Source organism: Cellulosimicrobium sp. NPDC057862 (assembly GCF_042797035.1).
Taxonomy (GTDB): Bacteria; Actinomycetota; Actinomycetes; order Actinomycetales; family Cellulomonadaceae; genus Cellulosimicrobium.
Genome location: NZ_JBHVMH010000007.1, coordinates 96,571 through 118,549, shown reverse-complemented (window position 1 = coordinate 118,549; position 21,979 = coordinate 96,571). Strand labels below are relative to the sequence as shown.

Below are 21,979 nucleotides of genomic sequence, written 5' to 3'. Positions count from 1 at the left end.
CGGCGTCTGGGTCGCCCGGTGGTCCAGCCTGCGGGAGGGTCGCGGTCGCCGGGTGCCAGGCGAGCGCTGGTCGCCCTGTCCCAGTCACGGCGCGCAGACGCTGCCGGACGACCGCTCCCTCCCGCGCGGGGTCGCGAGCGGGACGGGCGTGCTGACGCGGCTCGGGTCGTGGAGTGGTCACGTCGCGCACCGTACGGAGGTCGGGCCGGGCGGGGCTCGGGCGCCGGACACTCCTGTGGACGAGACCGTCCGCGGACGGTCCTGTGCACGGCCAGGACCAGCGGTGCCCTCCCGTGGCAGGCCGAGGTGACGGGGCTCAGTGCGCGGTCGAGCCGCCCTCGACGCCCGAGCCGCGGTCCGCGAGCTCCGCGACGACGACCGCGAGCACGCCCGGTCCGACGTGCGCCCCCAGCACGGCGCTCACCGGGGTCACCACGACGTCCAGGCCCGTGCGAGCGGTCAGCTCGGACGCGAGCCGGAGCGCACCGACCTCGTCCCCGACGTGGTGGACCGCGAGCGCCGGCCGCGTCCGGCGCGCGGCGGACTCCACGGCCACCGTCGTCAGCCGCTCGACCGCCGCGGCCTTGGTCCGGACCTTCTGCACGACCTCGATCTTCCCGTCCCGCACGGCCAGCAGCGGCCGCACGCCGAGCACCGTCCCCAGCGCCGCGGACGCCGCGCTGAGGCGGCCGCCGCGGCGGAGGTGGTCGAGCGAGTCGACGAGGAAGACGGCGCGGCTCGCGTCGGCGACCTCGATGGCACGTCGGGCGACGACGTCCGTGCTCTCCCCCGCCACCGCGGCGCGGGCGGCGGCCTGCGCCGCGAAGCCCAGCCCCATCGCGACGGTCCGGGAGTCCACGACCCGCACCGGGACCGGTGCGTCGGCCGCCGCGAGCGCGGCCGCGTGCACCGTGCCCGACAGCTCGCCCGAGAGGTGGACGGAGACGATCTCCCGCGCCCCTGCGGCGGCAGCCGCGGCGTACGCCTCGGCGAAGGCGCGCGGCGTCGGCTGCGAGGTCGTGACCCGGCGACCGGCCTGGAGGTGCGCGGCCACGTCCTCGGCCGTGAGGCCCACTCCTTCGAGGGAGGACACGTCGTCGACGATCACGTGCAGCGGGACGGAGCGGAACCGCTCGTCGGGGACGGGCGGGAGGGACGCCGTCGAGTCGGTGACGACGTGCACGCGGTGGTCGGTCATGGCCGCGCCACCTTACGGCGCGCGCGGGCCGTCGCGCATCCCGGCCCGGCTGCGCCCGCGCGGCGCCGCCCCTACGATCCGAGCATGGCCGACGACGCCGCACAGTCCCCGACCGAGCTCGCCGCCCTGCGCGCGGCTGCCGCGCAGGCCGCCGCGGAGGCGGCGGAGGCCAAGGCCGTCGCCGCGCAGGCGGCTCTGGAGGCCGCGGAGGCGGCAGCGCAGACGGACGCCGCTGCCGGGACCGCGGTTCCCGGGAGCGCCGAGGCGAGCGGCTCGCGCGAGGGGGCGGCACCGTCGGGCACCGAGCCGAGCGCGAAGGCGGGCGAGCCCGCGGAGGAGGTTGCGCCGTCGGGCGCCGGGCAGACCGAGGGCTACGCCGCCGAGGTCGCGGCCGGCTATGCGTACCGGGGCGGCACGCTCGCGCTCGGCGCGCTGCTCGAGGGCGAGGCGGGCGCCGACCCGACGCCGCGCGCCGAGGTGCAGGTGGGGTTCGCCCTCAGCATGCTCAACCGGCACGGGCTCGTCGCCGGCGCGACCGGGACGGGCAAGACGAAGACGCTCCAGGGCATGGCGGAAGGACTGTCGACCGCGGGCGTGCCGGTGTTCCTCGCGGACGTCAAGGGCGACCTGTCCGGTCTCGCCGTGCCCGGCGAGTCGAACGAGAAGATCGTGGAGCGCTCGGCGTCGATCGGGCAGGACTGGAGCCCGACGACCTTCCCCCTCGAGTTCTACTCGCTCGGCGGGCTCGGGGCCGGTGTGCCGATCCGCACGACCGTGACGGACTTCGGCCCGTTGCTGCTGTCGAAGGTCCTCGGCCTCAACGAGACGCAGGAGTCGAGCCTCGGGCTGATCTTCCACTGGGCGGACTCCCAGGGGCTCGCGCTGCTCGACCTCAAGGACCTCCAGTCGACGATCGCCTACCTCACGTCGGACGAGGGCAAGGCGGAGCTCAAGGGCATCGGCGGGGTGTCCAGCGCGACGGCGGGCGTCATCCTGCGCGAGATCGTCGCGCTCCAGGCGCAGGGAGCCGACGTGTTCTTCGGCGAGCCCGCGTTCGCGACGTCGGACCTGCTGCGCACGGCCTCCGACGGCCGCGGCGTGATCTCCGCGCTCGAGCTCCCCGCGGTGCAGGACCGCCCCGCGCTGTTCTCGACGTTCCTCATGTGGCTGCTCGCCGACCTGTTCCAGGAGCTGCCCGAGGTCGGCGACGCGGAGAAGCCGAATCTCGTGTTCTTCTTCGACGAGGCGCACCTGCTGTTCACGGGGGCGTCGAAGGAGTTCCTCCAGCAGGTCGTGCAGACGGTGCGGCTCGTGCGGTCGAAGGGCGTCGGCGTGTTCTTCGTGACGCAGAGCCCCAAGGACGTCCCCGCGGACGTGCTCGCGCAGCTCGGCAACCGCGTGCAGCACGCGCTGCGCGCGTTCACGCCCGACGACGCCGCCGCCCTCCGCGCGGCCGTGCGCACCTACCCGACCTCGCCCTACGACCTCGAACGGCTGCTCCAGTCTCTCGGCACGGGCGAGGCCGTCGTCACGGTCCTCACGGAGAAGGGTGCGCCGACCCCGGTGGCCTGGACCCGCGTCCGCGCGCCGCAGTCGTCGATGGAGCCGGCGCCCACGGCCGTGCTCGACGGGATCGTCGCGGCGTCACCGGGGTTCGCGCGCTACGGGACGGCGGTCGACAACGAGTCCGCGTTCGAGCTGCTCCAGGTGCGCGTGCAGGAGCAGGCGGCCGCGCGGGCTGCGGCTGCGGCCGCCGAGGCCGAAGCGGCCGCCCAGGAGAAGGCGGCGAAGGAGGCCGCCAGGGAGGCCGAGCGCGCGGCCAAGAAGGAGCAGGCCGAGCTCGAGAAGATGCGCGCGAAGCTCGAGCGCGACGCCGCGAAGCCCCGCTCCGGGTCGGGCTCGTCCGGCTCGTCGCGCTCGCGCGCAGCGAACCCGCTCGACTCGTTCCTCCGCTCGGCCGGCACCCAGCTCGGCCGCGAGCTCACCCGCACCATCTTCGGCACCCGCCGCCGCTGACCCTGACCTTGACCCGCTGAGTGCATGAAATAGTCGCGTCCGGGCCTGGTGAGCGCGACTATTTCACGCACTCACGGTGTGGTTGTCCACAGCGGCGGGGGCCGGGGTTTCGCTGGGTCGCAGCGGGCGGCATCCTCGGTCGGCATGGTGACCCGGCAGAGCCCGACCGGCCCCTTTCGTACGCGCACGGCGCAGACCTTCGGGATGACGCCCGCGTCGCTGCGCAGCCCCTCGTTCGAGGCACCGTTCGCCGGGGTGCGGGTCCCGCGCGGGAGCCTCGTGTCCGTCCTCGACGTGTGCAGGGCCGCGGCCAGGGTCCTGCCCGACGGCGCGGCGTTGAGCCACGTCACAGCACTCCGGCTGGTCGGGATCGAGGTGCCCTGGCGGCTCGCAGACGACGACCGGATCCACGTCGTGACGCCACGCCGCGACCAGAGGCTGCAGCGGGCGAACGTCGTCGCGCACTTCTGCGGCCAGCGTGCACTGGAGACGACCATCGCTCACGGGATCCCGGTGACCTCCCCAGCCCAGACCTGGCTGCACCTCGCCCACACGCTCCCGCCGGACGATGTCGTCGTGCTCGCAGACTCCATGACCCGGCGAAAGGACCCTGCCACGACCGTGGGAGAACTACGCCGGCTCATGGACATGACGTACAAGATGCGCGGCATCGTGCGGTGCCGGGAGGCGATCGACCTCGTCCGGCCGGGGACCGACTCGAGCATGGAGACCCGGACGCGGCTTCTCCTCGTCCAGGCGGGACTGCCATGCCCGCAGGTGAACTTCCCGGCGCACGACGGCGCCGGTCGGTTCCTCGCCCTGCCCGACCTCTCCTACCCCGAGCTGCGCATCGCGATCGAGTACGACGGAGACATCCACAGGACCGACCCGGCAACCTGGCGGCGCGATGTCGAGCGTCGACAACGCCTCGGGGACGCCGACTGGATCATCGTCACGGCGACGGCCGACGACGTTCTCCGTCACCCGGAGCGCCTGGTGCGCCGCGTGCGCGCAGCGAGGGGACGCCGTCTGGCACCCGGCCGACGCATGAGTGCATGAAATAGTCGAGCCCGAAAGCCTCGGACGCGACTATTTCATGCACTCAGCGGGTCGGGGCGTCAGACGACGATGTTGACCAGCTTCGGGGCGCGGACGATGACCTTGCGGACCTCGGCGCCGTCGATCGCGCGCACGACGTTCGGCTCCGACAGCGCGGCGGCCGTCAGGTCCTCCTCGGAGATCGACGGCGGCACGTCCAGGCGGGCGCGGACCTTGCCCTTGACCTGCACGACGCACGTCACGGTGTCCTCGACGAGGTAGCGCTCGTCGGCCGTCGGGAAGGGCTCGTGCGCGAGCGAGCGCTCGTGGCCGAGGCGCTGCCACAGCTCCTCGGCGATGTGCGGTGCGACGGGCGCGGTCATGAGCACGAGCGGCTCGACGGCCTCACGGGGCACGCGGTCGAGCGACGTCAGGTGGTTGTTGAGCGTGATGAGCTTCGCGATCGCCGTGTTGGGGCGCATGTGCTCCATCTCGACCTGCACGTCGGCGATGGCGCGGTGCACGGCACGCAGGGTCGCGGCGTCGGCGGGCTCGTCGACGACCGTGAGCTCGCCCGTCTCCTCGGAGACGACGTTGCGCCACAGCCGCTGGAGAAAACGCTGCGACCCGACGACGGCGCGCGTCTCCCACGGGCGCGACAGGTCCAGCGGGCCCATCGACATCTCGTAGACGCGGAACGTGTCGGCGCCGTACTCGGCGTACATCTCGTCGGGCGTCACGACGTTCTTGAGCGACTTGCCCATCTTGCCGTACTCGCGCTGCACGACCTCGCCGTTCCAGCGGTACACGACCTCGCCCGAGCCGTCGGACGCGGGCTCCTCGACGACCTCGGCGGCCGGGACGTACTGGCCGCGCGCGTCGGTGAACGCGTACGCCTGGACGTAGCCCTGGTTGAAGAGCTTGTGGAACGGCTCGACGCTCGTCACGTGGCCCAGGTCGTAGAGGACCTTGTGCCAGAAGCGCGCGTAGAGCAGGTGCAGGACGGCGTGCTCGACGCCGCCGACGTACAGGTCCACTCCCCCGGCGCGACCGGCGCTCGGGTTGTGCTCCGGGCCCATCCAGTAGCGCTCGAGGCCCCCGTCGACCACGACGTCCTCCGCGCCGCCGTCCCACCGCGGGTCCAGGTAGCGCAGGTAGTACCAGCACGACCCCGCCCAGTTCGGCATGGTGTTCGTGTCGCGGCGGTACTGCTTCGGGCCGTCACCCAGGTCGAGCGTGACGTTGACCCACTCGTCGTTGCGGCCGAGCGGCGCCTCGGGCGACGAGTCGGCGTCGTCGGCGTCGAACGTGCGCGGCGCGTAGTCGGGGACGTCCGGCAGGTCGACGGGCAGCAGCGCGTCGGGGATCGCGACGGGCTGGTCGTTCTCGTCCCAGACGATCGGGAACGGCTCGCCCCAGTAGCGCTGGCGGCTGAACAGCCAGTCGCGCAGGCGGTAGGTCGTGGTGCCCTCGCCGAGGCCCTTGCCGACGAGCCACTCCGTGATGCGCCGCTTGGCCTCCGCCACGCCCAGACCGTCGAGCGACACCTCGTCGTTCGACGACCCGACGGCGACACCGTCGCCCGTGTACGGGCCCGTGAAGTCCTCGGGGAGCCCACCCTCGGGCTCGACCGTGCGCACGACCGGCAGCCCGAACGCCTCGGCGAACGCGAAGTCGCGCTCGTCTCCGCCCGGGACGGCCATGATCGCGCCCGTGCCGTAGCCCATGAGCACGTAGTCGGCGGTGAAGACCGGGATCGTCTGCCCGTTCACCGGGTTCACCGCGAGGTGCCCGGTGAACACGCCCGTCTTCTTGCCCGCGTCCGCCTGGCGCTCGACCGCCGTCTTCGCGGCGGCCTCGCGGCGGTAGGCGGCGACCGCCTCGACCGGCGAGCGGTGCCCGCCCGTCCACGCGCTCGACGTGCCGTCGGGCCAGTGCGCCGGGACCTCGTCGAGCAGCGGGTGCTCGGGCGACACGACCATGAACGTCGCACCGAACAGGGTGTCGGGGCGCGTCGTGAAGACCTCGATCTCGCCGCCGGACTCCGCCGCGGCGTCGTTCGCGCCGTCGGGCGTGCCGAGCACGGCGAACCGCACGAGCGCGCCCTCGCTGCGACCGATCCAGTTGCGCTGCATCGCCGTGACCTTCTCGGGCCAGTCGATGAGGTCGAGGTCGTCGGCGAGGCGGTCGGCGTACGCGGTGATGCGCATCTTCCACTGGCGCAGGCTGCGCTGGAACACCGGGAAGTTGCCGCGCTCGGAGCGGCCGTCGGCCGTGACCTCCTCGTTCGCGAGGACCGTGCCCAGGCCTGGGGCCCAGTTCACCGGCGACTCGTCGACGTACGCGAGGCGCTGGGAGTCGACGACGGCGCGGCGCTGCTCCGGCGTGAGAGTCGCCCAGTCCGCACCCTCCTCGACGCCCTCGACACCGCCCGGGACCGGGCGCGCCCCGGAGGCGAGCTCGGCCTCGAGCTCGCCGATGCGGCGCGCACGGCCGCGGCCGCCGTCGGGGCGCAGCGCGTCGGCGTCGTACCAGGAGTCGAAGATCTGGAGGAAGATCCACTGCGTCCAGCGCACGTAGTCGGGATCGATCGTCGCGAACGTGCGGCGCGAGTCGTGCGCCAGGCCGAGGCGGCGCAGCTGGCGCCGCATGTTCGTGATGTTCGCCTCGGTCGTCACGCGCGGGTGCTGGCCCGTCTGCACGGCGTACTGCTCGGCCGGCAGGCCGAACGCGTCGTAGCCGAGCGCGTGCAGCACGTTCTCGCCGCGCATGCGCCGGAAGCGCCCGACGACGTCCGTCGCGATGTACCCGAGGGGGTGCCCCACGTGCAGCCCCGCGCCCGACGGGTACGGGAACATGTCCATGATGAAGTACGGGCTCGCGCCCTCGGGGCCGTTGCCGTCGCCGTCCGTGAGCTCCCCCGTGGGGTTCGCGGCGAAGAACGTGCCGCGCTGCTCCCAGAGCTCCTGCCACTTGAGCTCGATCTGCTCCGCGAGCGCCGGCGTGTAGCGGTGGGCGGGGCCGCCCGCGGCGGGGGCGTCCGGGGCGTGCGGGATCGAGGTCGTGTCAGGCGTGGTCACCCGGCCGAGTTTACCGGCCGGCGGGAGGCCCGACGGCGGCCCGTCCGCCCGTGCGAGGATGTCCGCCGTGATCATCGTGACGACCAACGAGGTGCCCGGCTACCGCATCGACGCGGTGCTCGGCGAGGTGATGGGCATGACCGTGCGCAGCGCGAACATCGGGGCGAACTTCGTCGCGTCGTTCCGCTCGATCGGCGGCGGCGAGGTGACGGAGTACACGAAGCTCGTCTACGAGTCCCGCCAGGAGGTCATGCACCGCATGGTGCAGGAGGCGCAGCGCCGCGGCGGGAACGCCGTCGTGGGCATGCGCTTCGACACCGGCGAGATCGCGGCGTCGTTCTCGGAGGTGTGCGCGTACGGGACCGCGGTCGTGGTCACGCCGATCCCGGCGGGCCAGCCCGGCGCGACGGCGCAGTCCGCCCACCAGGCGCAGGGCGCCCCCGCACCCCAGCAGCCGGGCGGGCACGGCTACCCGCAGGACGCTGCACCCGACCAGCCGGCCTGGCGCTGACGCACGCTGCGGTGCCCGCCGCCGGACCGTCGCGGGGCCGCGGCGCGCGTCAGAACAGCGTCATGATGATCGGGCCCTTGACCAGCAGGATCCACGCGACGAGCGCGACGTAGCCGATCGCCAGGAACAGGTGCCGGTTGCCCACGAGGGTGCGACGCACGCCGTCGCCCGCCGGCAGGTACCCCTCCTGGACCGCGTGGACCACCTGGTACCAGAACAGCGGGAGCATGGCGAACCACACGACCATGCAGTAGGGGCACATCGCCGAGATCTCGTACATCGTCGTCCAGATGAGGAAGACGATCAGGCCCATCCCGAGCGTCGTCCCGCCGAGGAGCGACAGCCAGTACCAGCGCGGGAGCCGCGCCCCCGCGAGCAGCACGACGCCCGTCGTGATGACCACCGGGAACGCCGCGATGCCGAGCAGCGGGTTCGGGAACCCGAGGAGCGAGCCCTGCCAGGAATCCATCGCGTCGCCGCAGTCGAGCAGCGCGTTGAAGCTGCACGACGGCACGTGGTTCGGGTCCGCGAGCTTGAGGAACTTCTCGATCGCCAGCGCCGCCGAGCCGAAGAGGCCGATCACGCCCAGCACGACGAGCAACCAGCCCATCGTGCGCGTGCTGATCGGGCGGGGACCGGACGACGGCAGCGGCTCGTCGTCGTGGTCGGCGGACACGCTCGCACCGGCGGTGGCGCTCTTGCTCACGGGGACGCTCCTCGTGGGTCACCGGCTCGCGCCGGACGTGACGGCGCGCACGGCGGTGCACGCACGGCACAACCTACCGCGCGTCGCTGGATCCCGGCTGGGAGTCCGCCGAGGTAGAGCCCCGGTCCGCGGCTCTACCTCGGCGGGCTGACCGGCTCCATGGCAGGCGAGCGGGCGTCGTCGGGCAGGGTGGCGACGACGACGCCGGCGGGGCGGCGGCCGACGAGGAGGATGATCGCGAGGCCGGCTACGGTGAGGACGACGCCGGTCCAGGCCGGGGCGAGGTAGCCCCAGCCGGCGGCGATGACGAGACCGCCGAGGAACGCGCCGTTCGCGTTGCCGACGTTGAGCGCGGAGTGGCACAGCGCCGCGCCGAGCGAGGGCGCGGCGGGCGACAGGTCCATGAGGCGCGTCTGGAGCGAGAGCCCGAGGACCTGGGACGTGACGCCGAGCAGGAAGAGCGACAGCATGGCGGGGACGGGGTGGTGGCCGGTGAGGGCGAACAGCGCGAGCGTCACGCCCGTGGAGACGAACCCCAGGTAGACGGTGCGCATGACGGAGCGGTCGGCGAGCCGGCCCCCGAGGATCGTGCCGACGGTCATGCCGACGCCGAAGATCGCGAGCACGAGCGGCACGGCGGCGGACGACAGGCCAGTGACGCGCGTGATGGTCGGCTCGACGTAGGAGTAGACGGCGAACATGCCGCCGAACCCGACCGCGGCGCCGACGAACCCGAGCCACAGGGGCCCGTTGCGCAGCGCGCCGAGCTCACGGCGCACGCTCGAGTCCTCGTTGCCCGCGCCGGTCGGGACGAGCCGCCACAGGGCGGCGAGCGTGACGAGGCCGAGGGCGCCGACCACGACGAACGCGGCGCGCCAGCCGAGCTGCTGCCCGGCGAAGGTCGAGAGCGGGACGCCGACGACGTTCGCGATGGTCAGCCCGGCCATCATGGTCGCGACGGCGCGCCCGCGGCGCCCGGGGCCGGCGACGGCGGCGCCGACCGCGGCCCCGACGCCGAAGAACGCGCCGTGCGGCAAGCCTGCGAGGAACCGCCCGGCGACGAGCGTCTCGATGCTCCCCGCGGTCGCGGAGAACAGGTTCCCGAGCGTGTAGAACGCCATGAGGGCGAGGAGCAGCGTCTTGCGCGGCAGGCGCGCCGCGACGACGGTGAGCAGCGGCGCCCCGACGACGACGCCGACGGCGTAGGCCGTGATGGCGTGACCCGCGGTGGGGATCGAGACGTCCAGGTCGGTCGCGATGTCGGACAGCAGGCCCATCGTCGCGAACTCGGTCGTGCCGATGGTGAAGCCACCCATCGCGAGCGCGAGGAGCGCGGGTCCGGCCCCGCGCAGGCGTCCGGCGCTCGCGGGGGGCGTGCCCGTGGGGGGTGCGTCCGCGGCAGGCGCGGGCGTGGCGGTGCTGTCGGTCATGGTGTCCTCGGGCGTCGTGGGCAGGGCGGCGGTGGAGGTCTCGGACCGAAATAGCGATCGAATCGATTCGAGGGGTGTCGGCGACGTCGGCGACGAGAACAGGGGCAGGCCGTCAGTCTAGGCGGAGACGGGCTCCGCGCGCACGACCCACACGTGGTCCGCGGCGCGCAGGCCGAGCTGCGCGGGCGGCGTCGGGCGCGCGGCGTCGGGGCCGGAGCCCGGCCCGGCAGCGCCGGGCGGCGACCAGACGACGGAGAGGATGCCGGCGTACTCGCGGCGCTCGCGCACCTCGACGCCGGTGTCCAGACCGACGCCGATCTCCGCGAGGTAGCGCAGGACGTCCGGGTCGGCGTCGGAGATCCGCGCCACGGTCCCCCGGTCTCCCACCACGAGGTCCGCGAGCGGCACCGCGGGCGGACGCACGACGCTCCCGTCCGCCCCGGGGATCGGGTCGCCGTGCGGGTCGCGCGTCGGGTGCCCGAGGCGCGCGTCGATCCGCTCCATGAGCAGGTCGGAGACGGCGTGCTCGAGCACCTCGGCCTCGTCGTGCACCTCGTCCCAGCCGTAGCCGAGCTCGGACACGAGGTAGGTCTCGAGCAGCCGGTGGCGTCGCACCATGGCGAGCGCGAGGCTGCGCCCGCGCTCGGTGAGCGTGATCGCCCCGTAGGGCGCGTGCTCGAGGAGACCCTGGGCGCTGAGACGGCGCACGGTCTCCGAGACCGTGGAGGCGCCGACGCCGATGCGCTCGGCGAGGAGCTTGGTCGTCACCCTCTCGTCCGACCACTCCTGGGCGGCCCAGACGACCTTGAGGTAGTCCTGGGCGACGGGCGTCAGGTCGGTCGGGTGGTCCACCCGTCCACCCTAGGTCACGGGCTCGACCGCGGTCCTCAGGGTGTCGCGGGTCGGACGAGCTGGAGCCGCACCTCGACCGTGCCCTCGTCGCGCACCTGGACCGGCGCGACGGGCGGCACGGCGATGCCGAAGTCGGAGAAGCGGACGCCGATCGCACCGGTCGCGAGCACCCCGTCCCCGGAGCGCTGCGCCTCGAGCGCCACCGTCACGGCCTCGGTCTCGTCGCGGATCGTCAGCGCGCCAGACGCCTCGAGGCGCACCGGAGCCGTCGTGGACGAGAGCTCGCTGACGTCGAGCGGCGAGGTGAGCGAGAAGAGCGTGGTCGGGTAGAGGTCGGTCTCGAGCGCCTGCTGGAGCTGGCGGTCTGCCACGGAGGACCCGGTCCGGAGCGTCGTCGTCTCGACCGTCACCGTCGCGGTCTGCAGCGAGCCCGACCGCACGCGGAACGTCCCGGTGACGTCCGGGGTGACACCCAGGAGCACGGCCTCGTCCGCCGGGACGTCCAGGACGTCGGCGCGGAAGCCCGCCTCGGACCCGGGGCCGACGACCCACTCGCCGTCGACGTCGAACGGGCCGGGCACGGCGGGCGCGGCCGACGCCGTCGACTCCCCCGGCGACTGCAGGCCCAGCGGCGGCGGCGTGCGGCCCTCGCGCACCTCCGAGTACACGAAGGGTGCGAGAAGCACCACGACGAGCGCGAGGACCACCGACACGACGATCCAGCGCGTGGACCTGCTCATACGGCACATCCTGCCGTGTCCGGCCACGCGCGGCCAGGACCGACGCGCGCCGTCTCAGCCCTCGGTGGCGGGCACGTCGTCGGAGGGCTCGTCGGCGGGGACGTCCCCGCCCTCGACGCCCTCCTCGCCGCCGTCGTCGCCGGCCGGCTCCTCGACGACAGGCACGCCCGACGGCGTGGGCCAGGCGATGCGCGGCCAGACCTTCGCCGACTCGTCGGTCCCGATCTGCACGAGCTGCCAGTCGACGATGCGGCGCCGCTCAGGGTCGAAGCGCAGCACCGTCATCTCGGCCGTGCCCTTGAGCGGGCCGATGCGGAGCTGGTCCTTGACCGCCCCCGCGGTGCTGCCGCTCACGTACCGGACGCCGCCGCCCATCCGCTCCGGGCCGGACCGGGTGTGCATGTGGCCGGAGATCTGGTTCGGCACGCAGCCGGAGTCGAGCGCCTCGTTCCCCATGCGCGGCGTGTGGATGAGGAGGAGGTCGATCCCGTCGCCGTCCTCCTGCTCGGCGCACGCGACCTCGGTGAGCCGGGTCGCATACTCCTCGGGGGTCTCCTCGCGAGGAGGCTGGCTGCCCAGGCCGAGGCGCGTCTCGAGCGGGTCGCGGTCGCCGAGGATGCGGATCCCCTCGACCTCGACGACCTTCCCGTCCAGCACGGTCTGGCCGTTGGCGCGCTCCTGCGCCGAGGTCTCGACGCTGTCGTGGTTGCCGTCGGAGACGACCATCGTCGCGCCCTTCGGCACCGCGGACGCGAACGAGTCGACGCAGAACGACTCGACCGCCGTGCCGTTCATCGTCGTGTCCCCGGCGTTGAGCACGATCGACGCCCCGGAGCGCTCGGCCGCGGTCCGGACGAGCGGCGTCATGCCCGTGTTGCAGTGCAGGTCGCTCACGACCAGGAGCGTGACGAGGTCCTCCTCGGCCGCGGGCTCCGGAGCCGGCTCCTCCGTCGTCTCCGCGTCGGCCGACCCCTCCGCGCCGGAGACGTCCCCGCCCGCGTCCTCGCCACCGGTGCCCGACGGCGGAGCGTCGGTCGCACCGTCCTCGTCCCCCGTCGTGGTGGTCGCGTCGGGCGACGTGGCGTCGTCGGGCGAGGACTCGTCGTCGGGTGAGGGCTCGTCGTCGGACGTCGTGGTGGCCGCGGCCAGCGGCGCGGTCAGGCGCTGGATGCGCTCACGGCGGTCCCACGCGGCGACGAGGTTGGCGTCCGCGCGTGCGTAGAAGTCCTCGTTCTCGCGGTAGAGGTCGATGAGCATGGCGCCGTAGGTGTCGACGACGCCCGCGAGCCGGCCGGTGATACGCGCGCCCTCGAGCGGGGTCCCGTCGAACACGGCGGACGCGCGCTGGGACGGGCCTGTCGTCGTGCCGGGGTCGCTCGCGACGAGCGACGCACCGACGAGGGACACGAGCACGACCCCCGCCGTGATCTCGTACGTCCGCGGCGCGACGCGCTCGGTGAGCTCGCGGCGGCGCGGCGGGCCGAGCAGGAGGTAGAGCCCGGCGCCGACGGCCGCGACGACAAGGATCGCGAACCCGGTCCGGCGCAGCGCGTCGACGACGAGGGCCCGCGCGACGGACCCGATCGTCTCCTGCGGGCCGCCGAAGAAGCGCAGGTAGTCCTCGAGGTCCTGCGACAGGCCCTCGAGCGTGTCGGCCTGCCCGACCGCGGTGAGGTCGGCGGGGATCTCCTCCACCGTGACGTCGGCGCCGAGGCCGAGCGGCAGCGGAGAGTCGATCTGGATGGTGCCGAGCGGGCCGAGGTCGACGGTGACGAGGCCGTTCGTCGTGACCTCGTAGAGCGCCTCGTGCGGGCCGAGGCTGCGCTCGGCCGTCGCGGTCGTCACCCCCCACACGACGCACGGCACGAGCGCGAGCAGGACGGCGAGGGTCCAGCGGACCCAGCGGGGCGGGGTGCGGTGCGGACGGCTCATCACCGCCCAGCCTCCCGGATCCGGGCTCCCGCCGCCAACCGCGAGGGCCGCGCACCCCGCCGCGAGGGTGCGGCGGGGCACGCGGGACGGCGCGTCGTCAGGACTTCGCGTTCCGCAGCGTGACGAGCGCCACGCCCGCGGCGACGAGCATGAGCACCACGCCGATGAGCGACGTCGTGCCCACGCCGCTGCCGAACGCGGCGTGCGCGGAGTCCAGCAGCGCCTGCGCCTGCCCGGCGGGCAGGGTGGACGCGACCTGGGTGGCGCCCCCGAGCGTCTCGGCCGCGGCGACGGCGTCGGCCGCGGGTACGCCTGCCGGGACGACGACGTTCGCGTGGTACGACGCCGTGAGGATGCTTCCGAGCACGGCGGTGCCGAGGACCGCACCGACCTCGTACGCGGTCTCGGAGATCGCGGACGCCGCACCCGCCTTGGCGGCGGGGACGGACGACACGATGAGGTCGTTCGACACGGTCTCGGCCGCGCCGACGCCGAGCGACAGCACGACGAACGCCACCATGAGCAGCGCGAGCGTGCTCTGCCCCGCGCCCGCGGCGACGATCGCGTACCCCGTCGCGGAGAACAGCAGCGCGACGGCGACGACGTGCGCCGGGCGCACGCGGCGCACGACCCGCACCACGCCCAGGCCCGCCACGATCATGACGAGCAGGCCGGGCAGGAGCGCGACGCCCGCCTGCATCGGCGTGAGCCCGAGCACGAGCTGCACGTCCTGGGACACGAAGAACAGGAACCCGACGAGCGAGAACACGGACAGCAGGTTGACGAGCACGGCGCCGCTGAAGGCCCCATGGGTGAACAGGCGCACGTCGATCATCGGGTCGTGACGGCGGAGCTGGCGGCGCACGAACAGCGCCCCGGCGGCCAGCCCGACGACGACGCTCCCGAGCGCGAGCGTGCTCACCCCGGACTTGGCGAGCATCTTGATGCCGTAGACGACCGGGGTCATGGTCGCCATGACGAGCACGATCGACAGCACGTCGATGCGGCCCGGGGCGGGGTCGCGCGACTCGGGCACGAAGAACGGCGCGAGCGCGAGCAGCAGCACGAGCACGGGCACGGCGAGGAGGAAGACCGAGCCCCACCAGAAGTGCTCGAGCAGGAACCCGCCGACGATCGGGCCCAGCGCCGACCCGGCGGCGAACCCGGCCGCCCAGATCGCGATGGCCAGACGGCGCTCCTCGCGGTCGACGAAGACGTTGCGCAGGATCGAGAGCGTCGACGGCATGAGCATCGCGCCGAAGAAGCCGAGCGCCGCGCGGGACGCGACGAGCGCGCCGGCCGACGGCGCGTACGCGGCGACGACCGACACGGCCGCGAAACCGACGGCGCCGACGAGGAGCAGCCGGCGGCGTCCGACGCGGTCGGCGAACGAGCCCATCGGCACGAGCAGGCCGGCGAGCACGAGCGGGTAGATGTCGATGATCCACAGCAGCTGCGTCCCGCTGGGGCGCAGCGACTCGGAGATCTGGGGCAGCGCGAAGCTCAGCACGGTGTTGTCGATCGACACGAGCAGCACCGGGAGCATGAGCACGGCGAGCGCGAACCAGCGGCCGGCGGCGCCGCGCGCGGGTCCGCGCGTCGCGGGCGCGTGCTGGGCGGGTGCGGTCCGGCCGGCCGTCGAGGTCGTCGTCACGGGGGTCGTCACGGCGAGAGGTCCTTCCACGTTCTGCGGGCGGTCGGGGCAGCGCGGTGGCGCCGAACTTCCAAACCGTCCAGACGGTACAGTAACGATCTCGAGCCTCGGCGTCATCCCGAGCACGGTGTGACGCTGCGCACCGACGCCTCTCCCCTGCCGACCGTCGCCTGCGGCCCCACCCCCCGGCCGGAACGGCCAGCGCACCACGCCCTCCCACTACCCTCGGAACCATGCCGCCGCCCCCTGCCGCCCGCGCCAAGGTCCTGCGCGCGTTCGCGTCCCTGCTCGTCGAGCAGGGCGAACGCGCCGCCACGCTCGAGGCCGTCGCCGAGCGTGCCGGCGTCTCCAAGGGCGGCCTGCTCTACCACTTCGGATCCAAGGACGCGCTCGCCGACGGTCTCACCGCGCACCTGCGCGAGCTCACCGCCGCCGACGTCGAGAGGATGCGCGCTGCACCTGCGGGTGCCGTCGACTACCTCATCCGCACCTCGACGCTCGTCGACACCGAGTTCGAGCTCGTCTACCTCGCCGTCTCGCGCCTGGCGCAGGGGTCGTACCCACGCGCGCGCGCGGCGCTCGACGGCGCGCACGACGCGTGGACCCGCGCCGTCCTCGACGAGGTCGGCGACCCCGTCGTCGCGAACGCGATCGTCCTGCTCAGCGACGGGCTCTACGCGCACGCCGCGCTGAGCAGCGACGTGCTCGGGCGCGTCACCGGCGGTGGCGAGGTGGACGACGGCGCCGACACCGCCGGCGAGGACCTCGCCTTCCGGGGGCCGCGCCCGGGTGACGACGTCGACGACCTCCTCCGGCTCATCGGCGAGCTCGTCGCGCTGCGCCGCGCGTCGACGGGCTGAGCAGTCCCCTCACGCGGGAGGGCCCGGTGGCACGTCCGTCGACGCGCCACCGGGCCCTCGTGCTCGGGCGTCGCCCGCGATTACCCGCCGAGCCAGAACGGGACGGAACGCGCGCGCGTCACCGACTCACCGTCGACGTCGGCCGTGAAGGAGACGTCCACCTGGCCCTCGACCGGCTCGGTCGTCCGCACCGCGAACGCCTGGTACGCGCTCGCTCCCGCCGCGACGCGCGGGAAGTGCTTGCGGCCGAACGGCGTCTCGACGCTCACGTCGGCGGTGCTGTCACCCTCGTTGAGCACGCGCACCGCGAAGTACAGCTTGCCCGCGATCCAGCGCTGGCTCACGTCGACGGAGAAGTGCGGCCCGGGGTCGTCGGCGCAGGGGTCGGCCGTCGGGGCGTCCTCCCAGAGGGCCCGGTGGTACCGCGAGTACGACCCGCCGTCGACCGGGACCGAGACGCCGAAGAGCAGGTCGACGTCCTCCAGGCGCCACTCAGGGCTGTAGGAGGGCGAGACCGTGCCGTCGTCGTACGTGACGAACGTCGGCCACGGCTGACGGCTCGTGAACGGTTGCCCGAACCCACCGCCGCCGTACACGACGTCGTCATACCCCTCGTTCGGCCCCACCCAGTCCATCTCGAGCGTCCCTGCGTCAGCGCCGGACGGCGGCGACACGACGACGTCCACGGCCGGCGCGCCCTCGTCGCACACCGGCGTCACGGAGACGACCTCGAGGTCGCAGCGCGGTTGGACGACGGCGCGCCACCTGAGCAGGAGCCGTCCGTCGCCGTCCATCTCCCAGGCTCCGCCCCAGAGCGGGAACTCGTAGCCCGCGGACGGCGTCGCGACGATCCCTCGGTCCGTGCGCGAATAGCTGATCGCCTCGGTGTCGTCAGGAAGCACGACGTCGTCCGGTGTCGCCGCGCAGTCCGTCACGGTGCCCGGAGTCACCGGCTCCACCGTGGTCGGTGGCACCCAGCAGGGCTCGGAGAGCCCGGACTCGGTACGGTCGAGAGCGTCGTCGACGGCGTCGACCTCGACGGACCACGCCTGCGCGGCTGTCCCGTCGACTGCCCACTCGCCCCAGAAGTACCCGCTCTCGTCGATCGCGACCTCGCCGACGACCTCGTCCCCCACGCGCACGGCGAGCTCCGTGCCTGCCGGGTACCCGTCGACCGAGACCGTCAACGTCTCGCAGTAGGCGTTGACGTCGACGCGCAGCCGCGGGTCGAACCGGCACGGCTCGGTCATCCCGGACCATGTCCGGTCGAGGGAGTCGTCCGGGGAGTCGAGGACGACGGACCAGTCGTGCGCGACCTGCCAGTCGAGGCTCCACGTCCCCCAGTACGCGAGGGCGGCCGACGTGTCCTGTCGAACCTCGCCGTCGATCGTCGTCACGACGCGCGAGCCCTCGGGGTACTGGGTGACGCTCGTGACGAGCTCGCCGCAGGACGCGACCACCCACGCCGAGACGTCCGGGTCGGTGTCGCACGGCGTCGTGGTGCCGCTGTCGGAGAAGTCACCGTCCGCGCCGTCCGGGGCGTCGACGACGACGCTCCAGTCGTGCGGCGCGGAGAAGTCGAGGTCCCGCCAGACCCCGTGGGAACCGTCGAAGGTAGCGGTCTCGGTCTCACCGTCGAGGGTGAGCGTGAACGTCGACCCGGCGGGATACCCGTCAAGACTGACGTTGAGGGAGTTGCAGGACGGCTGCACGTACTGGGTAGCGGCGGCGGCGGGGGTCGCGGTGGCGACGCCCAGCCCGCCGAGGGCCAGCACCGTCCCCACGGTGCCGGCAAGGAGCTTCTTCACTCGGTGTCGTGGTCCTTCACGAGAGGACGGCGCGGGCCGTCGGCGGAGATGACGAGCGCATTCAACCAGACCTGGGCAGGGTCTGGACATCTCCGGCGTACCACCTGTGGGTCGCCGGTCGGAAGACCGGAGAGGTCAGCCGTCGAACGCCGCCCGCAGCGGGGCCAGGTCGAGCTTTGCCTGCGTCATCATCACGTCGACGACGCGCTGGACGCGGGCGGGGTCCGGGTCCTGGAGCATCGCGAGGAACTCGACGGGGACCACCTGCCACGACAGCCCGAACCGGTCCTTGAGCCAGCCGCACTGCGACTCCTGCCCGCCGTCGGTGAGCGCGGCCCAGTACTCGTCGACCTCGTCCTGCGACTCGCACTCGACGACGAACGACACCGCCTCGGTGAACGGGAACTGCGGGCCGCCGTTGATGGCGGCGAACCGGTGCCCGGCGAGCTCGAAGTCGGCCGACACCGCCGTGCCGTCGGGCTGGCGGAACACGTCGCCCACCTTCGCGTCGGGGAAGACGCTCGAGTAGAAGGTGATGGCCTCCTCGAGGTTGCCGTCGAACCACAGGCTCGGCACGATCGCGCGCATCGTCGTCTCCGTTCGTCACAGGTCTTCTGGACGGCCGGACGACCGTCCTCACCGTTCCGACGCGCGCCGGGCGCCGAACTCATCGCCCACCACCCGGTCGCGACCGGCAGCAGGCCAGGCCTCCCTACGCGGACGCCTTCTTGCGGGTCGACCTCGCCGTCGTCTTCGTCGTCGTCTTCTCCTTCGAGGTCGACGAGCGGCTCGAGCTCTTCTTGGCCGCGGACTTGGAATCCTCGTCCTTGGCCCCCGAGCTCTTCGCCCGGGACCCCGAGGAGCCCTTGCCCGACGACGAGGCGGCCTTACGGCCCGAGCCGCCCTTCGCGGTCGACCCGCCGGACGACCCCGACCCGCTCGCACGGCTGCTCTTCGACGAGGCGACGGACTTGCGCAGGGCTTCCATGAGGTCGATGACCTCGGCGCCCTCGCCCTCCTCGGGCTGCTCGCCGAACGTCTCGGCGGTGTCGAGCGCGTCGCCCTGCTCGAGCTTGGCCTCGATGAGCTGGCGGAGCTGCGCCTGGTAGTCGTCCTCGTACTCCTCGGGCGTGAAGTCGGCCTCGAAGCTCGCGACGAGCTGCGCCGACATGGCGAGCTCCTTGTCCGTCACCTTGGCCTCGGCGTCGAGCGAGGGGAACGCGGCCTCGCGCACCTCGTCGGCCCACAACAGCGTCTGGAGCACGAGCACGTCGTCCCGCACGCGCATCGCGGCGAGCCGGGTGCGCTGGCGCAGCGCGAACTTCACGATCGCCGTGCGGTCGGTCTCCTCGAGCGTGCGGCGCATGAGCACGTACGCCTTGTTGGAGGTCGAGTCGGGCTCCAGGTAGTAGCTGCGGTCGAGCAGCAGCGGGTCGATCTGCTCGCTCGGCACGAACTCGACGACCTCGATCTCGCGGCTGCGCTCGGCGGGCAGCGCGGCGAAGTCCTCCTTGGTCAGCACGACCGTGCTCTCGCCGTCGTCGTAGGCCTTGTCGATGTGCTCGTACGGCACGACCTCGCCGTCGATCTCGCACACGCGCCGATAGCGGATGCGCCCGCCGTCCTTGTCGTGCACCTGGTGCAGCGGCACGTCGTGGTCCTCCGTCGCGGAATACACCTTGACGGGGACGTTGACGAGGCCGAACGTGACGGCGCCCTTCCAGATGGCCCTCATCCGTCCATGGTGGCGCCCCGCGCGCCCGCCCGCGAGGGGTGGCGGCGCCGGGTCGCGTGCGGGCGAAGCCCGCGGGCTGCCCGACGGCGGCGCGCGTGTGGGTGGCTCGCGGCACCATGGTCTCGTGGCGGGGACGAGGTTCGAGTTCGAGGCAGAGCTGTGGCGGTGGGAGGCGCGCACCGACAGCTGGGTGTTCGCCGCGCTGCCGGAGGACGTGAGCGACGAGATCGCGGAGCTCCCGCTCCCGCCCGCGGGGTTCGGCTCCGTCAAGGTCGAGGTGACGCTCGGGGCGCAGCGCTGGTCGACGTCGGTGTTCCCCGATGCGCAGCGCAAGACGTTCGTCGTCCCCATCAAGGCCGCGGTGCGGCACGCCGAGGGCGTCGACGTCGGCGACCGGGTGACGATCGGCGTCGAGACCCTGCTCTGACGTCGGTCCGTGCCGGGCGCACGTGCGCCGCTCCCACCGCGTCAGCCGAGGAGACCGTGGTGCAGCGCGCGCAGGACGGCGCGCGTGCGGTCGCGCGCCCCGAGCTTGAGCAGCACGGTCGACACGTGGTTCTTCACGGTCCCCTCCGCCAGGAAGAGGGCGTGCGCGATCTCGCGGTTCGAGTAGCCGGCCGCGACGAGGCGGAGCACCTCGAGCTCGCGCTCCGTGAGGTCCTGGACGACCACCGGACCGTCGTCCGCCTCCTCGGCCGGGGGCTCCCCCGCCCGGACCGCGCGCAGCAGACGGTCCGTGATCGACGGCTGCACGAGCGTGCCGCCGGAGGCGAGCGTCCGGACGGCGCCGGTGAGCTGTTCCAGCGTCACGTCCTTGAGGAGGTAGCCGCGCGCGCCGGCACGCAGCGCCCGCAGGACGAGGGCGTCGTCGTCGAAGGTCGTGAGCACGAGCACCGGGGTGTCGTCGCCGCTCTTGCGCAGGGCCTCGAGAGCCCAGATCCCGTCGTGGCGCGGCATGCGCAGGTCGAGCAGCACGACGTCGGGCGCGTGCTCGCGCACGGCCGCGAGCGCCGTCATCCCGTCCTCGGCCTCGGCGACGACGTCGACGTCGGGCGCGAGCTCGAGGAGGCTGCGGATCCCCTGCCGCACGAGGGTCTGGTCGTCGACGAGCAAGACGCGCACCGCGGCGTCGCTCATGCGCCCGGCACCGTCGGGCGCACCGGGGCGGTGCCGCGCGAGCTCGCCAGCACGTCTCCCCCGGCGCGGCGGTGCTCGGCGCGAGCGGCCAGGCGCTCGGGGGCGAGCTCGACCTCGACGCGGAACCCGCTCCGGCCGTCGAGGCGGACGGTCCCGCCGGCGGCGCGGACCCGTTCCTCGATCCCGCGCAGCCCGTTGCCCGGCTCCACGCGGGCGGCGCCCCACCCGTCGTCCTGCGCGACGAGCCGTACCCGGCCCTCCTCGGCGGTGACGGTCACGTCGAGCACGGTCGCCTCGGCGTGCCGGATCGCGTTGGTCAGCGCCTCCTGGACCACGCGCACGAGCACGACCGTCTGTTCCTCGTCGACCGTGACGCCGCCGTCGACGGCGACGCGCACGCGCGGCACGGCCACCCGCTCGACGAGCGAGCCGAGCGACTCCTCTAGGCTCGGCGCGTGCCGCCGGAGCTCCCCGACGGTGGCACGCACGTCGCCGAGCAGCTCGCGGGCGACGTCCTTGGCCCGCACCACGTGCTCGCGCGCCCGCTCGCCGTCCTGGTGGCTCGCCGTCTCGAGCTCGAGCGCGAGCACGGTGAGCTGGTGGCCGAGCACGTCGTGCAGCTCGCGCGCGATCCGCAGCCGCTCCTCGGAGCGCGTCGACTCGTCCCGCAGCACGGCCGCCGCGCGCAGCTCGACGTGCGCGACGGCGAGCTGTTCGCGCATGCGCCGCTCGCGCTGGAGGGCGAGGGTCGAGCCGACGCTCGCGACCTGGAGCAGCAGGTAGATCGTCGCCGTGAGCAGGGCGTCGGTGACGGAGCCGCGCAGGCCGACGGCGGCCCCGGCGACGACGGTGTTCACGGCGACGACGACCGCCACGACGCGGACGGGGGCGACGTAGACGCTCAGGGCCGAGACGACGACGAGCAGGATCGGGAGCCAGCCCGCGCCGGGGGCCGTGAGCACGAGCGTCGCGACCAGGACGACCTGCGCCCCGAGCAAGGTGTACGCCCGGGGTGTCGCGAACCCCGGCCCGAGGGCGATCCCCACGGTGACCAGGACGAACGCGGCGAACACCCCGAGCCACGCGCCGAGCGGCACCGTCACGGAGCCGGCCGCGGCGATCAGGACGAGCGCCCCGATGCCGAGGACCACGACGAGCATCGCGATGCCCGCCCACACCTCCGGGTCGGTCCGTCGCATCCCTCCACCCTACGGACCATCCGGCCGGGCGCGACGTGCCGGAAGTCATGGGCGCCGTCGGTGACGACCGGCACGCGCGCGAC

Annotated in this window: 18 protein-coding genes; 5 read left to right on the top strand and 13 right to left on the bottom strand. The window is 73.5% G+C overall.

Translation table 11 applies throughout. The features are described 5' to 3' along the window. Window positions 1-316: 316 nt before the first annotated feature. The gene (locus tag ACFVN3_RS11210) at window positions 317-1,198 is read right to left on the bottom strand and encodes a DegV family protein (RefSeq protein ID WP_378232906.1); all 882 of its coding nucleotides are present in this window, start codon (window positions 1,196-1,198) and stop codon (window positions 317-319) included. 84 nt (window positions 1,199-1,282) lie between these two features. Here ACFVN3_RS11210 and ACFVN3_RS11205 point away from each other — a divergent pair, with 84 nt between their 5' ends. Further along, entirely contained in the window at window positions 1,283-3,214 is a 1,932-nt protein-coding gene (locus tag ACFVN3_RS11205) for a helicase HerA-like domain-containing protein (RefSeq protein ID WP_378232905.1), read from the top strand. 204 nt (window positions 3,215-3,418) lie between these two features. Next, complete coding sequence (locus tag ACFVN3_RS11200) at window positions 3,419-4,273, top strand: hypothetical protein (protein WP_378232904.1); 855 nt, start codon at window positions 3,419-3,421, stop codon at window positions 4,271-4,273. Window positions 4,274-4,332: 59 nt separating this feature from the next. On the opposite strand, the gene leuS is transcribed toward ACFVN3_RS11200, so the two are convergent. Next, the gene (gene leuS, locus ACFVN3_RS11195; protein ID WP_378232903.1) at window positions 4,333-7,332 is read right to left on the bottom strand and encodes a leucine--tRNA ligase; all 3,000 of its coding nucleotides are present in this window, start codon (window positions 7,330-7,332) and stop codon (window positions 4,333-4,335) included. A gap of 67 nt (window positions 7,333-7,399) precedes the next feature. On the opposite strand from leuS, the gene ACFVN3_RS11190 reads away from it, so the two are divergent. Then, window positions 7,400-7,843, top strand: a complete 444-nt coding sequence (locus ACFVN3_RS11190) for a YbjQ family protein (protein WP_047233741.1) — start codon at window positions 7,400-7,402, stop codon at window positions 7,841-7,843. 49 nt (window positions 7,844-7,892) lie between these two features. On the opposite strand, the gene ACFVN3_RS11185 is transcribed toward ACFVN3_RS11190, so the two are convergent. From ACFVN3_RS11185 to ACFVN3_RS11160, 6 genes are all read right to left on the bottom strand, one after another. Beyond that, the gene (locus ACFVN3_RS11185; protein ID WP_378232901.1) at window positions 7,893-8,549 is read right to left on the bottom strand and encodes a vitamin K epoxide reductase family protein; all 657 of its coding nucleotides are present in this window, start codon (window positions 8,547-8,549) and stop codon (window positions 7,893-7,895) included. Window positions 8,550-8,683: 134 nt separating this feature from the next. After that, the gene (locus ACFVN3_RS11180) at window positions 8,684-9,979 is read right to left on the bottom strand and encodes an MFS transporter (protein ID WP_378232900.1); all 1,296 of its coding nucleotides are present in this window, start codon (window positions 9,977-9,979) and stop codon (window positions 8,684-8,686) included. Between the two features lie 117 nt (window positions 9,980-10,096). After that, window positions 10,097-10,831 carry a metal-dependent transcriptional regulator gene (locus ACFVN3_RS11175; RefSeq protein WP_378232899.1) on the bottom strand — a complete coding sequence of 245 codons (735 nt, stop codon included), beginning with the start codon at window positions 10,829-10,831 and terminating at the stop codon, window positions 10,097-10,099. 35 nt (window positions 10,832-10,866) lie between these two features. After that, a complete protein-coding gene (locus tag ACFVN3_RS11170) occupies window positions 10,867-11,571 on the bottom strand; it encodes a YceI family protein (RefSeq protein WP_378232898.1) in 705 nt (234 codons plus the stop codon). 54 nt (window positions 11,572-11,625) lie between these two features. Further along, window positions 11,626-13,503 (bottom strand): metallophosphoesterase, encoded by a 1,878-nt coding sequence (locus ACFVN3_RS11165; RefSeq protein ID WP_378232896.1) that lies wholly within the window; start codon window positions 13,501-13,503, stop codon window positions 11,626-11,628. A 97-nt stretch (window positions 13,504-13,600) separates the two neighbouring features. Beyond that, a complete protein-coding gene (locus ACFVN3_RS11160) occupies window positions 13,601-15,169 on the bottom strand; it encodes an MFS transporter (protein ID WP_378232895.1) in 1,569 nt (522 codons plus the stop codon). Window positions 15,170-15,390: 221 nt separating this feature from the next. On the opposite strand from ACFVN3_RS11160, the gene ACFVN3_RS11155 reads away from it, so the two are divergent. After that, window positions 15,391-16,017: a TetR/AcrR family transcriptional regulator gene (locus ACFVN3_RS11155; protein ID WP_378232894.1), complete on the top strand. Its 627-nt coding sequence runs from the start codon at window positions 15,391-15,393 to the stop codon at window positions 16,015-16,017. Between the two features lie 80 nt (window positions 16,018-16,097). On the opposite strand, the gene ACFVN3_RS11150 is transcribed toward ACFVN3_RS11155, so the two are convergent. The 3 genes from ACFVN3_RS11150 to ACFVN3_RS11140 all read right to left on the bottom strand — a co-directional run bounded on the left by ACFVN3_RS11150 (window position 16,098) and on the right by ACFVN3_RS11140 (window position 19,560). Continuing rightward, a complete protein-coding gene (locus ACFVN3_RS11150; protein WP_378232893.1) occupies window positions 16,098-17,825 on the bottom strand; it encodes a hypothetical protein in 1,728 nt (575 codons plus the stop codon). 135 nt (window positions 17,826-17,960) lie between these two features. Then, window positions 17,961-18,413: a VOC family protein gene (locus tag ACFVN3_RS11145; RefSeq protein WP_378232892.1), complete on the bottom strand. Its 453-nt coding sequence runs from the start codon at window positions 18,411-18,413 to the stop codon at window positions 17,961-17,963. Window positions 18,414-18,537: 124 nt separating this feature from the next. Beyond that, window positions 18,538-19,560: a Ku protein gene (locus tag ACFVN3_RS11140; protein ID WP_378232891.1), complete on the bottom strand. Its 1,023-nt coding sequence runs from the start codon at window positions 19,558-19,560 to the stop codon at window positions 18,538-18,540. 124 nt (window positions 19,561-19,684) lie between these two features. On the opposite strand from ACFVN3_RS11140, the gene ACFVN3_RS11135 reads away from it, so the two are divergent. Beyond that, window positions 19,685-19,987, top strand: a complete 303-nt coding sequence (locus ACFVN3_RS11135) for a DUF1905 domain-containing protein (RefSeq protein WP_277514962.1) — start codon at window positions 19,685-19,687, stop codon at window positions 19,985-19,987. Window positions 19,988-20,028: 41 nt separating this feature from the next. Here ACFVN3_RS11135 and ACFVN3_RS11130 read toward each other — a convergent pair whose 3' ends face one another. Then, window positions 20,029-20,697, bottom strand: a complete 669-nt coding sequence (locus ACFVN3_RS11130; RefSeq protein WP_378232889.1) for a response regulator — start codon at window positions 20,695-20,697, stop codon at window positions 20,029-20,031. Then, window positions 20,694-21,896: a sensor histidine kinase gene (locus ACFVN3_RS11125; protein WP_378232888.1), complete on the bottom strand. Its 1,203-nt coding sequence runs from the start codon at window positions 21,894-21,896 to the stop codon at window positions 20,694-20,696. Before ACFVN3_RS11125 ends, ACFVN3_RS11130 begins: the two co-directional genes overlap by 4 nt. Between the last annotated feature and the right edge of the window lie 83 nt (window positions 21,897-21,979).

What these genes read in the sequence shown, in the direction of transcription:
- ACFVN3_RS11210 (WP_378232906.1), bottom strand. Translation starts at nt 1,198, where the DNA reads ATGACCGACCACCGCGTGCACGTCGTCACCGACTCGACGGCGTCCCTC.
- ACFVN3_RS11205 (WP_378232905.1), top strand. Translation starts at nt 1,283, where the DNA reads ATGGCCGACGACGCCGCACAGTCCCCGACCGAGCTCGCCGCCCTGCGC.
- ACFVN3_RS11200 (WP_378232904.1), top strand. Translation starts at nt 3,419, where the DNA reads ATGACGCCCGCGTCGCTGCGCAGCCCCTCGTTCGAGGCACCGTTCGCC.
- ACFVN3_RS11180 (WP_378232900.1), bottom strand. Translation starts at nt 9,979, where the DNA reads ATGACCGACAGCACCGCCACGCCCGCGCCTGCCGCGGACGCACCCCCC.
- ACFVN3_RS11170 (WP_378232898.1), bottom strand. Translation starts at nt 11,571, where the DNA reads ATGAGCAGGTCCACGCGCTGGATCGTCGTGTCGGTGGTCCTCGCGCTC.
- ACFVN3_RS11165 (WP_378232896.1), bottom strand. Translation starts at nt 13,503, where the DNA reads ATGAGCCGTCCGCACCGCACCCCGCCCCGCTGGGTCCGCTGGACCCTC.
- ACFVN3_RS11155 (WP_378232894.1), top strand. Translation starts at nt 15,391, where the DNA reads ATGCCGCCGCCCCCTGCCGCCCGCGCCAAGGTCCTGCGCGCGTTCGCG.
- ACFVN3_RS11145 (WP_378232892.1), bottom strand. Translation starts at nt 18,413, where the DNA reads ATGCGCGCGATCGTGCCGAGCCTGTGGTTCGACGGCAACCTCGAGGAG.
- ACFVN3_RS11140 (WP_378232891.1), bottom strand. Translation starts at nt 19,560, where the DNA reads ATGAGGGCCATCTGGAAGGGCGCCGTCACGTTCGGCCTCGTCAACGTC.
- ACFVN3_RS11130 (WP_378232889.1), bottom strand. Translation starts at nt 20,697, where the DNA reads ATGAGCGACGCCGCGGTGCGCGTCTTGCTCGTCGACGACCAGACCCTC.
- ACFVN3_RS11125 (WP_378232888.1), bottom strand. Translation starts at nt 21,896, where the DNA reads ATGCGACGGACCGACCCGGAGGTGTGGGCGGGCATCGCGATGCTCGTC.